14 protein-coding genes are annotated in these 12,337 nt (G+C 64.1%); 5 read left to right on the top strand and 9 right to left on the bottom strand.

The features are described from left to right. Positions 1–21 precede the first annotated feature (21 nt). The 5 genes from CP958_RS03755 to CP958_RS03775 form a co-directional block, all read right to left on the bottom strand. Positions 22–1,674 carry an AMP-binding protein gene (locus CP958_RS03755; RefSeq protein WP_096700664.1) on the bottom strand — a complete coding sequence of 551 codons (1,653 nt, stop codon included), beginning with the start codon at positions 1,672–1,674 and terminating at the stop codon, positions 22–24. Position 1,675: 1 nt separating this feature from the next. Continuing rightward, positions 1,676–3,121, bottom strand: coding sequence for an NADH:flavin oxidoreductase (locus CP958_RS03760; RefSeq protein WP_096700665.1), 1,446 nt, complete (start codon positions 3,119–3,121; stop codon positions 1,676–1,678). After that, complete coding sequence (locus CP958_RS03765; RefSeq protein WP_096700666.1) at positions 3,118–3,651, bottom strand: MarR family transcriptional regulator; 534 nt, start codon at positions 3,649–3,651, stop codon at positions 3,118–3,120. Before CP958_RS03765 ends, CP958_RS03760 begins: the two co-directional genes overlap by 4 nt. Continuing rightward, the gene (locus tag CP958_RS03770; protein WP_242442729.1) at positions 3,651–4,403 is read right to left on the bottom strand and encodes an SDR family NAD(P)-dependent oxidoreductase; all 753 of its coding nucleotides are present in this window, start codon (positions 4,401–4,403) and stop codon (positions 3,651–3,653) included. The genes CP958_RS03765 and CP958_RS03770 overlap by 1 nt, the downstream gene beginning before the upstream one ends. A 252-nt stretch (positions 4,404–4,655) precedes the next feature. Beyond that, positions 4,656–5,132 (bottom strand): MarR family transcriptional regulator, encoded by a 477-nt coding sequence (locus CP958_RS03775; protein ID WP_096700667.1) that lies wholly within the window; start codon positions 5,130–5,132, stop codon positions 4,656–4,658. A 202-nt stretch (positions 5,133–5,334) separates the two neighbouring features. Here CP958_RS03775 and CP958_RS03780 point away from each other — a divergent pair, with 202 nt between their 5' ends. From CP958_RS03780 to CP958_RS03795, 4 genes are all read left to right on the top strand, one after another. Then, positions 5,335–5,745 (top strand): ATP-binding cassette domain-containing protein, encoded by a 411-nt coding sequence (locus tag CP958_RS03780; RefSeq protein ID WP_347337832.1) that lies wholly within the window; start codon positions 5,335–5,337, stop codon positions 5,743–5,745. 44 nt (positions 5,746–5,789) lie between these two features. After that, complete coding sequence (gene had / locus CP958_RS03785) at positions 5,790–6,872, top strand: 6-hydroxycyclohex-1-ene-1-carbonyl-CoA dehydrogenase (RefSeq protein ID WP_096700668.1); 1,083 nt, start codon at positions 5,790–5,792, stop codon at positions 6,870–6,872. A 100-nt stretch (positions 6,873–6,972) separates the two neighbouring features. Further along, the gene (locus tag CP958_RS03790) at positions 6,973–7,290 is read left to right on the top strand and encodes a hypothetical protein (RefSeq protein WP_197706345.1); all 318 of its coding nucleotides are present in this window, start codon (positions 6,973–6,975) and stop codon (positions 7,288–7,290) included. A gap of 5 nt (positions 7,291–7,295) precedes the next feature. Then, a complete protein-coding gene (locus CP958_RS03795) occupies positions 7,296–8,111 on the top strand; it encodes a universal stress protein (RefSeq protein WP_096700669.1) in 816 nt (271 codons plus the stop codon). A 39-nt stretch (positions 8,112–8,150) separates the two neighbouring features. On the opposite strand, the gene CP958_RS03800 is transcribed toward CP958_RS03795, so the two are convergent. The 4 genes from CP958_RS03800 to gatC are packed head-to-tail and all read right to left on the bottom strand — an operon-like array spanning position 8,151 to position 11,599. Further along, positions 8,151–8,330, bottom strand: coding sequence for a hypothetical protein (locus tag CP958_RS03800; protein ID WP_096700670.1), 180 nt, complete (start codon positions 8,328–8,330; stop codon positions 8,151–8,153). A gap of 52 nt (positions 8,331–8,382) precedes the next feature. Then, complete coding sequence (gene gatB, locus CP958_RS03805) at positions 8,383–9,840, bottom strand: Asp-tRNA(Asn)/Glu-tRNA(Gln) amidotransferase subunit GatB (RefSeq protein WP_096700671.1); 1,458 nt, start codon at positions 9,838–9,840, stop codon at positions 8,383–8,385. Next, positions 9,840–11,312 carry an Asp-tRNA(Asn)/Glu-tRNA(Gln) amidotransferase subunit GatA gene (gene gatA / locus CP958_RS03810; protein ID WP_096700672.1) on the bottom strand — a complete coding sequence of 491 codons (1,473 nt, stop codon included), beginning with the start codon at positions 11,310–11,312 and terminating at the stop codon, positions 9,840–9,842. The genes gatB and gatA overlap by 1 nt, the downstream gene beginning before the upstream one ends. Beyond that, the gene (gatC, locus tag CP958_RS03815) at positions 11,312–11,599 is read right to left on the bottom strand and encodes an Asp-tRNA(Asn)/Glu-tRNA(Gln) amidotransferase subunit GatC (RefSeq protein ID WP_096700673.1); all 288 of its coding nucleotides are present in this window, start codon (positions 11,597–11,599) and stop codon (positions 11,312–11,314) included. Before gatC ends, gatA begins: the two co-directional genes overlap by 1 nt. Before the next feature lie 140 nt (positions 11,600–11,739). Here gatC and CP958_RS03820 point away from each other — a divergent pair, with 140 nt between their 5' ends. Next, positions 11,740–12,336 (top strand): hypothetical protein, encoded by a 597-nt coding sequence (locus CP958_RS03820; RefSeq protein ID WP_096700674.1) that lies wholly within the window; start codon positions 11,740–11,742, stop codon positions 12,334–12,336. Position 12,337: the final 1 nt, after the last annotated feature.

A 12,337-nucleotide genomic window follows, 5' to 3' on the forward strand; every position in this document is an offset into this window, starting at 1 on the left:
GATTTTATTTGTAGGAATCGATTAGGAGACTTGTTCTTCCTTTTCCAGCTTGGCGGCGATCCGTGCCCGTAGTTCGCGCCGCAGGATTTTGCCCGCCGGGCTGATGGGAAAGGCCTCGACGATTTCCAACCGCTCCGGCAGCTTGAACTTGGCGATCTTGCGCGCCGCCATGAATTCGATCAGGCCGTCGAAATCGAGATGAGCGCCGGGACGGGTGATGACGAAGGCACAAGCCTTCTCGCCGTAGACCTTGTCCGGCATGGCAACCACGCAGGCTTCCGCCACGGCGGGATGGGCCAGGATGTGGTTCTCCACCTCCTCGCAGCTGATCTTCTCGCCCCCGCGGTTGACCAGATCCTTCATGCGGCCCTCGACATAGAGGTATCCGTCCACTCGCTTGACCACATCGCCCATGCGGTAGAAGCCGTCGGGGGTGAAGGCCGCCGCATTGGCTTCGGGCGCCTTGTAATAGCCCCGGATGGTGTAGGGGCCGCGCACCTGCAGCTCCCCGGGGGTTCCGTCGGGAACCTCCTCGCCCAGCAGATCGACCACGCGCAGTTCGTCCTCGGCCGAGATGGGGCGGCCGGAGCTATGGAAGCGAAGTTCCTCCGGGTCGTCATAGCGGGTGTTGTTGAGTAATCCTTCGCCGGTGCCGAAGCTTTCCATGAAGCGGCAACCGAACCGTTCCTCGATACGGCGGCGCAGTTCCGGCACCAGCTTGGCTCCGCCGTTCATCAGCACGTCCAGCGACGACAGGTCGTGGCGCTCGGGAACATCCGAGTTGAGCCACGAGGTCACCAGTGGGACGGCGGTGCAGACCATGGTGACGCGATGACGCTCGATCAGCGGGAAGACGATCTCGGGATTGGTGGCTGGCGCGACCACGGCCGTGCCGCCCACCGCCAGAACCCCAAGGATGCCGGGGCAGGCCAGGGTGAAGTTGTGGGCCATGGGCAGCACCGCCAGGAAGACGGTGTCGCCGGTGACGCCGGTGGCGGCGGCGCACTGGGTGAAGTTGTAGACGTAGTCGTCGTGGGTCCGCGGGATCATCTTGGGGATGGCGGTGGTGCCGCCCGACAGCAGCATCAGCGCCACCTCGTCGGCCGGCGGCTTGCGGGCGGCCAGCATCTCGTCCGCCACCCGGGCCTCGGTTCGTTCGGCCATCAACGACCGCAGGTCGGTCTGGCCTTCGGCGGGGTCTCCGTCGACGAAGACATGGCGAAGGGCGGGAAACTCCCGCGCCAGGTCCCGCGCCATCTCCCGGTAGTCGAATCCCCGCACCTCCGCCGGAATCAGGTAGGCGGTGGCCTCGGTATGGGCGAGGAAATGGCCGATCTCGCTCTGCCGGTGGGCCGGCAGCGCCAGTACCGGGATGGCGCCCGCCTTGAGCAAGGCGAAGAACGCCACCACAAGATCGGCGCTGTTGCCCAGTTGGAACACCACCCGGTCCAGCGGCTTCAGCCCCCGGCGGATGAAGGCCGAGGCCAACTGGTCGACGGCCTGGCCCAGTTCGGTATAGGTCAGGGTCCGTTCACCGTCGATCAGGGCCACCTTGTTCGGTACCGCGGCGATGGTCCGCTCAAGTACCTCGGGGACGGTGAGGCCGCGCCAGATGCCCGCCGCCCGATAGCGTGCGGCGAACTCCTCGGGCCAAGGCGTGCATCCGGCCAGCATGTCAGAGCGCCTCCGCCGTCTGCGGAACGTAGGACGGAATTTCCGGCTCGACCACCACGGTGTTGGACGGCACGCTGGCCTGGCCGGTGGCGCTGCAGGCGCGCACATAGTAGCGGTAGCTCATGCCGGCCAGGATGGTGGTATCGACCCAGCGGGTGACCTTGACCGCGTCTTCCACCTGGATTTCCCCGTCGTCGCTGGCGCGATAGACGTCGTAGCGGGCCGTACCCGGTGCCTTGTCCCACTGCAGGACGATCGAGCCGTTTTCCACCTTGGCCCGCAGGTTGCCGTGGCCGGCGCTCCAGGCGGGGGCGGCCGCCGAGGCGTCATCGGCCGGAGCCTGCATCTCGCCCTTGGGCCACAGGAAGCAGATGACCTTGTTGTGGGTGCCATCCAGGTGCTTGCAGACATTGCAATAGTCACACTTGATGATGCGGTCGTTCTCGCCGCGCCGCACTTTCTTGACCCAGTCGGGATCGGCCAGCAGGCCGCGGGCAATGCCGACGAAGTCCATCTTGCCTTCAGTCAGCACCCGCTCGGCATCGGCGGGGTCGGAAATCTTGCCGGCGGCGGCGATCGGGGTGTCATAGCCCTTGGAATTGATGAATTCCTTGATCTCGCCGGCCAGGCCGGCATGCAGGGCAGCCGGATACCAGGCGCCCGGCATGCAGCGGTCGCCGGAATAGCCGGTATAGGGATAGGGGACATGGCCGGGGACGTGCTCGGCGTCCTCGAACTTGCCGCCCACCGATAGCGACAGGTAGGCGAAGCCCAACTGGGCGAGGCGCAGGGCGATCAACTTGGAATCGGCGACGGTGTAGCCGTCCTTGATGAACTCCTCGGACAAAAAGCGGATGCCGACGGGGAAATCGGGGCCGACCTTGCGGCGAATGTTCTCCATCACCCGACCGATCAGGTGCAGGCGGCCTTCCAGGGTGCCGCCGTATTCGTCCTTGCGCGGGTTGCGCCGAGACAGGAACGAGGCCAGCGTGTAGGCGTGCGCCGAATGCAGTTCGGCGCCGTCGAACCCGGCCTCGCGGGCGCGGGCCACGGCGTCGCCGAACTGTTCGATGATCCGCTCGATGTCTTCCAGCGACAGCATGTCGACGGTCTGGCGCCAGCCCGACTTGGCGACCTTCATGAAGTGGATGATCTGGGGAACGATCATGGAATTCGAGGTGTCGTGCACGCGCTTGACCATATCCGCCAGGCCGGGCACGAACTTGTCGTCGGAGATGCGCAGCAGCGGCCCGGAGTTGGAATGGTGGATGGCCATGGCCTCGACGATGATCAGGCCGACATTCCCTTGGGCGTAGCGGACGTAGCGGTCACTGATCTCCTGGGTGACCCAGCCTTCCTCGTCCGCCAGCCGGGTGACCATGGCGGGAACCATGACGCGGTTGGGCAGGACCATGCCCTGGATGTCCAGCGGCTCGAGCAGCTTCATCGATCGATCTCCTTGTTGGAAGTCTTGGGAAGGCGAGTCTTGCCCGGCTTCTTGGTGGTGTTGGCGACCAGCGTCGCCTTGAAGGTGCCGATCAGTTGGTAGAGTTGGGCAAGGCTGCCCTCGTCCAGACCGGTCATCATGTCTTTCAGCCAGATGCGGTGAGCCGGCAGCATGCGCTCCACCAACGCCTCGCCCTCGGGCGTCAGGTAGACGTGCTGGACTCGGCCATCCTCGTCGTCGGTCAGGCGCAGGATGAGGCCCTTGGCTTCCAGACGCTCGACCAGGTCGCTGACATTGCCCTTGCTGACCATCAGCCGTTGCGACAGTTGCCCCATGGTCGGTCCCTGCGGCGGGCGATGGACCTGGGCCAGCAGGTCGAAGGCCGGCATGGTAATGTCGAATTCCTCGCGCAGAGCCCGCCGAAGCTGTGCCAGCACCACGTTGGCGCTGCCCAGCATGCGCAGCCAGACGCGTACCTGGAGGTGTCCGTCATCGACCGAGACCTTTTCCGAGGCGGGCTTTCTAGCCATCACATCAGCTCTCCGCCGGCGATCAGGATGCTTTGGCCGGTGATGGACCGGCTGTTGGGCTGGCACAGCCAAGCCACCGTCTCGGCGACCTCGTCCGGCTGGATCAGCCGTCCCTGGGGATTGTGCGAGACGATGTCGGCCAGCGCATCCTCGCGGCTGCGGCCGGTCTTGGCCGCGATGTTGTCGAGGGCGCCGGCCACGATGTCGGTATCGGTATAGCCGGGGCAGACGCAATTGACCGTGACGCCGGTCTTGGCGACTTCGCGGGCCAGGGCGCGGGTCATGCCGATCACCGCGTGCTTGGCGGCGCAGTACGCCGAGACATAGGGAAAGCCGGTCAGCCCGGCGGTGGATGAAACGGTGATCACCCGTCCGTATCCGCCATCGATCATCCCCTTGAGCACCTGGCGGGTGCACAGGAAGGGAGCGGTGGCGTCGACGGCGAAAATCCTGTTCCACAGCGCCAGATCGGTCTTGAGGAACGGGGCGGGAAGGGCGATGCCGGCATTGTTGACGAGGATGGCCGCCGGCCCCAGGCGCCCCATGGCCGAAGAAAAGGCGCGCTCGATCTGATCGGGTTCGGCCAGGTCGACCACTTCCAGTCCCACCTTGACGCCATGGGCGGCTTCGATGGCCGCCGCACTGCGGGCCAAGGTCTCGCGGGTCCGTCCCATGACGGTGACGCAAGCCCCCAGGCCGGCCAGATGGTCGGCAATGGCGGCGCCGATTCCGCGGCCTCCGCCGGTTACCACGGCGTGGCGCCCCTGAAGTGATTTCCCCTGCGTCGTCGCCATCATCTCCGCCAAAACAGCCTCCGGAATTTAGTTCAAGTCAGAACTTATAAGTTCGAACCTAAACTAAATTTCGACATCAAACAACCATTAAAAATGTGGTTATGAGTCGCCGCCTGATTCGGGCGATCACAGCCGAATCGGGTCGGACGGATGCCGGCGGCCCGTCCGCGCGAAATTTTCAGCGACGGCTGGAGGGTGGGGTGGTGGGGTTCAGGTTACGGCCCGGGAGTTGGCGTCTCCGCGGCTTGCGTTGGCCGGAATGCGCCTGAGGAGCCGGCGCAACAGTTCCGCCTCATCGTCGGAAAAGTCCTGGATCGCCTGCGCCTGCGCCTCGTGGGCTTTTGGAATTGCAAGGTTGGTGATCGCTTGCCCCTCCGTGGTGCTGGAGATCAGCGTACCTCGTTTGTCGTCGCCGGATTTTTCCCGAACGAGGCAGGATCGCGCCTCGAGTTTCGCCACAACCCGAACCAAGGTGGGCGGTTCCAGGCCGGTGGCTGCGGCCAAGTCCCTAAAGCGCATGAGTCTTCCATCGTGCAATACCGCTAGAACGCGCCATTCCTGCAGGCTTAGGCCGTGCTCGGCCAGGGTCGGGGCGAACAGTGTCAGCCCGGCCAGGTATGCCTGGTGCAGGAGGTAGGGGATGTATTCTTCCAGATGGAACGTTTTTGTGCCGTCGGCTTCAGTCATTTTATTCTATTCTGACTTTCTTTACCAAGGCGCCTGGGTAATTTATACCGTATCTATGGGGAGTCAGTCTAGGAATATCGCGGTAATCTAATTTGGAAGCATTCAAAAAATTGTTGTGATATGAACTTCCATATGGAACGATATCTCTGTGGAGTAGGGAGGCCGCCGTAACTCGGTTGATTGCCACTAGGAGGACGTGACCATGAAGATCAAGATCGTTGGTGCCGGTCCCGCCGGTCTGCATTTCGCGGCGTTGATGAAGCGTGCCGAGACGTTCCCGCGTCTGGCCGAGCGGCTGGGGAGCTTAGGGACACACCTTTCCGGTGGCGAACAGCAGATGCTGGCCGTGGGCCGCGCCCTGATGACCAATCCCGATCTGCTGATCCTCGACGAGGCGACGGAAGGGCTGGCGCCCCTGATCCGGCGCGAGATCTGGCATGTCATCCGCTCCATCAAGGAGACCGGCATCGCCAGCATCATCGTCGACAAGAACGTCAATGTTCTGCTCGGTCTGGCCGACCGGCACGTCATTCTGGTCAAGGGTCAGGTGGTCTACGACGGAAGCGACCTGACACCCGAATCTGAAATCCTCAAGCGCCATATCGGTGTCTGACATCCCTTCATACCTTTGATGTTCAAGAAAAAAAGGAAGTTGAAATGGCAGTTGATGCGTATCGATGGCTGATGACCGGTGTGGGGCAGCCCATGGTCAGGGAGCCGATGGATATTGGTCCGGTCGAGGCCGGGGAGGTTGTGGTGAAGATCGCCGGCTGCGGCGTCTGCCATACCGATCTCGATTATTATTACAACGGGGTACGCACCAACCATCCGCTGCCTCTGGCCCTTGGCCATGAAATCAGCGGCTACGTCCAGGCCGCCGGTGCCGGCGCCGGGCCCTGGGTGGGCAAGGCGGTCATCATTTCCGCCGTGATCCCCTGTGGCGAATGCGACCTGTGCAAGCGCGGAAAGGGGACCATCTGCCGCTCGCAGATGATGCCCGGCTACGATATCCAGGGCGGGTTTGCCACCCACATCAAGGTTCCCGCCAGGGGATTGTGCGAGGTCGACGAGGCCCGCCTCAAGAGCGCGGGACTCGAACTCGCCGAGGTTTCCGTGGTGGCCGACGCCCTGACGACGCCCTATCAGGCCGCCGTGCAGGCCGGGATCGGCAAGGGTGACCTGGTCATCGTCGTCGGCTGCGGTGGCGTCGGTGGTTATTCCGTGCAGGTCGCGGCGGCCATGGGGGCCACCGTGGTGGCTCTGGATCTCGATCCGGCCAAGCTGGAGGCCTTGCGGGCCGCCGGCGTCGTCGGACTGGCCCTGAACCCCAAGGATTTTGCCAGCACCAGGGATCTCAAGAAGGAGATCGGTGTCTTCGCCAAGGCCCAAGGCCTGCGCTCGACCGAGTGGATCATCATGGAGTGCTCGGGCAGCGTGCCGGGGCAGCAGACCGCCTTCGATCTGATGGTCCATGGCTGCACCGTGTGCGTGGTCGGCTACACCATGAACAAGGGCGAGTTTCGGCTTTCCAATCTGATGGCTTTCCATGCCCGTGCGCTGGGCAACTGGGGCTGTCCTCCCGATCTTTACCCCGGTGCTTTGGAGCTGGTGCTCTCGGGCAAGATCAACGTGAAGAATTTCGTCGAATGCCGTCCGCTCGACAGCATCAACGAAACCTTTGCCGCCGTGCATGACCACAAGCTCACCCGACGGGCCGTTCTGGTGCCTCCGGCATCGTGATCGATGGATCGCCGCCGGTCAGCTTTGGCCGGCGGCCATGGCCAATCCAGGGCACTCAGCACTCGAGAGGGACACTTCAATGCCAACGCCTGAAAGAACGTTGATCAATCATACCATTCCCCTGGCAGAGACCGTCCCGGGCGTGGTTGTTGAGAAGCGGCCGGCCCGCACGGAAAAGGGGGGCGAGGAACTGCGCAAGTCCAAGCTCGAGGCCTGGAACCGCAGCAAGGAAGGCGGTCGCGCCTGGATGGCGCTCGACATGGCAACCGAAGCCAAAGTCGGCTTCGGCGCCTTTGCGGTCGGGACCAAGGAGACCGGCCGGGAGATCGACTTCATTGCACTGCGTAGGGCTCAGGCCGCCGGGACGCCCTGGTCGAAGGAGTCGATCACAGACCTGATGCCCGGACGGCGGGGGTGACGGTAATGCGGGAAATTCTGGTCCATCTCGACGACGGCGAGCGCAGTTCCGTGCGTCTGGGTATTGCCATAGGGCTGGCCGCCAAGTTCAAGGCCCGCTTGACGGGCCTGTTCGCCCGCTGTGAGAGTGATCGATCCAGCGCCGTGGCCCAAAAGCCCAGCGCCTTCCTGGCGGCCGTTTGTAAAAAGGCGGCCGATGATTTTGCGATCAAAACGGCGGCCTCGGGCATCAGCGCAAGGTGGTGGCAACTGTCCCATGGTGCACCCGCTCACGTGCTGGGTGAGACCATGTTCTGTGCCCGCTACGCCGATCTGGTGATCATGGGGCAGCACGGTCCCGAAGATAGGTTCGTCCCGAAGGATCTGGTCGAGCACACCATCTTGAATTGCGGGCGGCCGGTCCTGGTGATTCCCCGTCACGGCACTTTCCCCACGATCGGCGAACGCATCGTTTTGGCCTGGAATGCCAGCCGGGAGGCGGTCCGCGCCATGGTCGATTCCCAGCCTTTGATGGCCATGGCCCGCTCTGTGGTCGTGTTGTCCCTGTTCGACGCGAAGACCGGAACCGCCTCGGGCATGGTTGAGGTTCCCCGGGTCGACATCATCGATTATCTGGCAAGCCGTGGGGTCTCGGCCAGACTGGAGCGAGCCGCCGGCGAGGATGTCGGCAAGATGGATCTGTTGCTGTCGCGGCTGTGTGACTTGGAGGCGGATATGGCCGTGATGGGGGGGTACGGCGGCCATGCCCTCTCGTCTTTGCTGGGATCGGATACCCGCTATGTCCTGGAGCACATGACCGTGCCGGTCCTTTTGGCGCACTGATTCCCAAAGTCGTGGGAAGGGGCGGGGGACGGCAGTCAGCTACCGGCCAATATCCGCTTCCGCCGGCACATCGTAATTCTCTTCGCGCTGGCGCTTGGCCGGGACCGTTGCCAACTCATCCTGAAGTTCCAGAATCCGCTGTATCGCGGCTTCAGCACCGGCCCCGGCATGGCTGTCTCGGCGGAAGCGAGGGCCGGCACAGGAAAGCCCGTTGAACATGTGCCGGCGCCGCCGCGATACAGGGACGAGAGAACGTCGTGTGACTCCTCGGCTACCCCAGGATCTTCTTGGACAGCATCTCGTTGACCATGGCCGGGTTGGCCTTGCCCTGGGTGGCTTTCATCACCTGGCCGGTGAACCAGCCGAGCAGGGTGGTCTTGCCGTCCTTGACCTGCTGGACCTTGTCGGCGTTGGCGTTGATCACCGCGTCCACCGCCGCCTCGATGGCGCCGGTATCGGTGACCTGCTTCATGCCCTTTTCCTCGACGATGACGGCCGGCGCCTTGCCGCTTTCCACCATCAGGGCGAAGACGTCCTTGGCGAGCCGGCCGGAAAGCGTCCCGTCCTTGATCAGGTCGATCAGCGCGCCCAGGTCGGCGGCGCTGACCGGCGGGTTCTCGATGGTCTTGGCCGTCGCGTTGAGAGCGGCGAAGAAGTCGCCCATCACCCAGTTGCAGGCCATCTTGGAATCGCGGCCCTTGGCCACCGTCTCGAAGAACTCGGCCGAGGCCTTCTCCGCCACCAGCACGCCGGCGTCATACGAGTTCAACCCGTATTCGGCCATGAAGCGGGCCTTCTTCTCGTCGGGCAGCTCGGGCAGGCCGGCCTTGATGCCGTCCACGAAGGACTGCTCGATCACCAGGGGCAGCAGGTCCGGGTCGGGGAAGTAGCGGTAGTCGTGGGCATTCTCCTTGGACCGCATGGACCGCGTCTCGCCCTTGACCGAGTCGAACAGGCGGGTTTCCTGCTTGATGGTGCCGCCCGCCTCATAGACGTCGATATGGCGCCGCGCCTCGTACTCGATGGCCTGCTGCACGAAGCGGATGGAGTTGACGTTCTTGATCTCGCAGCGGTCGCGCAGCTCGGTGGAGCCCACGGGCCGCACCGACACGTTGGCGTCGCAGCGCATGGAGCCTTCCTGCATGTTGCCGTCGCAGGTTTCCAGGTAGCGCAGGATGGAGCGCAGCTTGGTGAGATAAAGACCGGCCTCTTCCGGCGAGCGCAGATCGGGCTTGGAGACGATCTCCATCAGCGCCACGCCCGAACGGTTCAGGTCGATGAACGACTTGGACGGATGCATGTCGTGGATGGACTTGCCGGCGTCCTGCTCCAGGTGCAGGCGTTCGATGCCCACGGTCCGCGTGCCGCCGTCGGGCAGGTCGAGGATCAGCTCGCCCTCGCCGACGATGGGCTGGTCGTACTGGCTGATCTGATAGCCCTGGGGCAGGTCGGCGTAGAAGTAGTTCTTGCGCGCGAACACGGAAGTCAGGTTGATCCTGGCCTTCAGGCCCAGGCCGGTGCGTACCGCCTGCTCGACGCAGACTTCGTTGATCACCGGCAGCATGCCGGGGAAGCCGGCATCGATGAAGCTCACCTGGGTGTTGGGCTCGGCGCCGAAAAGGGTGGCGGCGCCACTGAACAGCTTGGCCTTGGAGATGACCTGGGCGTGGACCTCGAGACCGATGACGATCTCCCAATCGCCGGTGTCGCCCTGAATGATGTACGCCATCACACGCCCTCCGGCTTGGCGGTAAAGTTCGCGGCCGTTTCCATCACGCCCGCCACGCGGAACACCGTCTCCTCGTCGAAGGGACGGCCGATCAGCTGCAGACCCAGCGGCAGGCCGTCGGAGGACAGGCCGGCGGGCAGGCTGAGGCCGGGCAGGCCGGCCATGCTGGTGGGAATGGTGAACACGTCGTTCAGCCACATGGTGACCGGATCGTCGGCGCCTTCGCCCATGCCGAACGCCGCCGACGGCGCGGTGGGGGTGAGGATGACGTCGACGGTTTCGAATGCCTTGCGGAAGTCCTCGGCGATCAGGCGGCGGACCTTCTGGGCCTTGGCGTAATAGGCGTCGTAATAGCCGGCCGACAGGACGTAGGTACCGATCAGGATGCGGCGGCGCACCTCGGCTCCGAAGCCGGCGGCACGGGTTTTCTTGTACATGTCGTCCAGCGTCTTGCCCGGCACCCGCAGGCCATAACGCAGCCCGTCATAGCGCGCCAGATTGGACGAACATTCGGCGGGGGCGATGATGTAATAGGTGGGCAGGGCGTACTTGGTATGCGGCAGGCTGATCTCGACCGGAGTCGCCCCCGCCGCCTTCAGCCACTCGATGCCCCGATCCCAAACCTTGGCGACCTCGTCCGACAGGCCGTCGGGGCGGTATTCCTTGGGAATGCCCACCTTGAGGCCGCGGATGTCGCCGGAGAGCGCCTTCTCGAAATCGGGCACCGCCATGTTGACCGAGGTGGAATCCTTGGGGTCATAGCCGGCCATGGCGCCCAGCATGATGGCGCAGTCGCGCACCGTGCGGGCCATGGGGCCGGCCTGATCGAGCGACGAGGCGAAGGCGACGATGCCGAAGCGCGAGCAGCGGCCATAGGTCGGCTTGATGCCGGTGATGCCGCAGAAGGCGGCCGGCTGGCGGATGGAGCCGCCGGTGTCGGTGCCGGTGGCGCCCAGCACCATGCGCGCCGCCACGGCCGCCGCGGACCCGCCCGACGAGCCGCCGGGGACCAGCTTGGCCTTGGGATCGGACGTCTTCTTCCAGGGATTTTCCACGGCGCCGAAATAGCTGGTCTGGTTGGACGAGCCCATGGCGAATTCGTCGAGGTTCAGCTTGCCCAGGGAAACGGCGCCGGCCGCCTTCAGCTTGCCCGAGACGGTGGACTCGTAAGGCGGCTTGAAGCCTTCCAGGATATGGCTGGCCGCCGTGGTCTGCACACCCTCGGTGCAGAACAGGTCCTTGATGCCGATGGGCAGGCCGTCCATGGACCCGGCCGTGCCGGCCTGACGGCGGGCGTCCGAGGCCTTGGCCGCGTCAAGCGCCAGATCGGGGGTCTCGACGATGAAGGCATTGAGGGCCCGCTTGGCCTCCACCACCTCGATGTGGGCGCTCGTCAGTTCAACGGCGGTGAACGCACCCTTGGCCAGGCCGTCACGGGCCTCGGCCATGGTCAGATCGGTGAGCTTGCTCATTATTCGACCACCTTGGGAACGGTGAAGAAGCCTTCGGCGGCCTCCGGCGCGTTGGCCAGAATCTTGTCCGGGTATCCGCCGTCATTGACCACGTCGGCCCGCATGGGCGCCGTGATGTCGGCCACCGATGTCATCGGCTGGATGCCGTCGGTGTTCACCTCGGAGAGTTGCTCGACGAAGGTGAGGATGTTGGACAATTCGCCGGCGAGGTGATCGAGTTCCTCGTCCTTGACTTCGATGCGCGCCAACTCGGCGATGGCGCGGACGGTGGCTTTGTCGAGCGACATGGGCTGCGGAAAACTCCGGTAAATCAGGGTGGCCGGACGTTAGCATCCGGGCAACGGCGGTGCAAGCGGGGGAGGGGTTTAGCGCCCGCCGATCCAATGATGTAGGATCATACCGACCACCGGCCGATGAGAGGGAAGGGATGCTGGATCAGTTCGAATGCAAGGCGTTCGGCGTTGCCGTGGCCGCTCTTGAAGCTCACTCCACGTCGATCCGGAGCCGCATGGAGGAAAGGTTGTCATGCGAAGGGTATCTCAATCACCTGTTCGCCCGCGCATTTTCCGATCAGGACATCATTTGCGTCCGCGAGACGCCGTATATGGACCTGGGGATGGACGAGAGCGATCCCGATCTCGGCCCGAAGACGGCGCTTGATCTGATGCTTCTGGCTCCGGACAAGTCGCGAAGCGTGCTGATCGAGGCCAAGCTGGTCCACGACTATACCATCAACGGTTATCGCGATCGGGCACGGCATAACGGCGACAGCATCTATGGGGATGTCCGGAAGATCCGCCGCATTCCGGCCGGGAAGGGGCGTAGCCGGCTGGTCATGGTCATGATGGCGTCCCTGAGTGGGATCGAGGAGCCCGAGGCTTGGCACGGCTGGCTCCGCCGGGGGACGAAGCAGGACCTGGCCGACGGTTTCTGGATGCCGTTGGGGGGAAGCGCCCAACCGCTGTTCCCGGTGGGCGAGAGCGGGTGGTTCCATATCTACCTTCATCGGGTCACCGATACCTGAT

This window comes from Magnetospirillum sp. 15-1, from assembly GCF_900184795.1.
Lineage (GTDB): Bacteria > Pseudomonadota > Alphaproteobacteria > Rhodospirillales > Magnetospirillaceae > Phaeospirillum.

Bases quoted from the DNA above. Each gene is read 5' to 3' on its own strand.
- CP958_RS03755 (WP_096700664.1), bottom strand. From the start codon at position 1,674: ATGCTGGCCGGATGCACGCCTTGGCCCGAGGAGTTCGCCGCACGCTAT.
- CP958_RS03760 (WP_096700665.1), bottom strand. From the start codon at position 3,121: ATGAAGCTGCTCGAGCCGCTGGACATCCAGGGCATGGTCCTGCCCAAC.
- CP958_RS03765 (WP_096700666.1), bottom strand. From the start codon at position 3,651: ATGGCTAGAAAGCCCGCCTCGGAAAAGGTCTCGGTCGATGACGGACAC.
- CP958_RS03775 (WP_096700667.1), bottom strand. From the start codon at position 5,132: ATGACTGAAGCCGACGGCACAAAAACGTTCCATCTGGAAGAATACATC.
- CP958_RS03780 (WP_347337832.1), top strand. From the start codon at position 5,335: ATGAAGATCAAGATCGTTGGTGCCGGTCCCGCCGGTCTGCATTTCGCG.
- had (WP_096700668.1), top strand. From the start codon at position 5,790: ATGGCAGTTGATGCGTATCGATGGCTGATGACCGGTGTGGGGCAGCCC.
- CP958_RS03795 (WP_096700669.1), top strand. From the start codon at position 7,296: ATGCGGGAAATTCTGGTCCATCTCGACGACGGCGAGCGCAGTTCCGTG.
- CP958_RS03800 (WP_096700670.1), bottom strand. From the start codon at position 8,330: ATGTTCAACGGGCTTTCCTGTGCCGGCCCTCGCTTCCGCCGAGACAGC.
- gatB (WP_096700671.1), bottom strand. From the start codon at position 9,840: ATGGCGTACATCATTCAGGGCGACACCGGCGATTGGGAGATCGTCATC.
- gatA (WP_096700672.1), bottom strand. From the start codon at position 11,312: ATGAGCAAGCTCACCGATCTGACCATGGCCGAGGCCCGTGACGGCCTG.
- gatC (WP_096700673.1), bottom strand. From the start codon at position 11,599: ATGTCGCTCGACAAAGCCACCGTCCGCGCCATCGCCGAGTTGGCGCGC.
- CP958_RS03820 (WP_096700674.1), top strand. From the start codon at position 11,740: ATGCTGGATCAGTTCGAATGCAAGGCGTTCGGCGTTGCCGTGGCCGCT.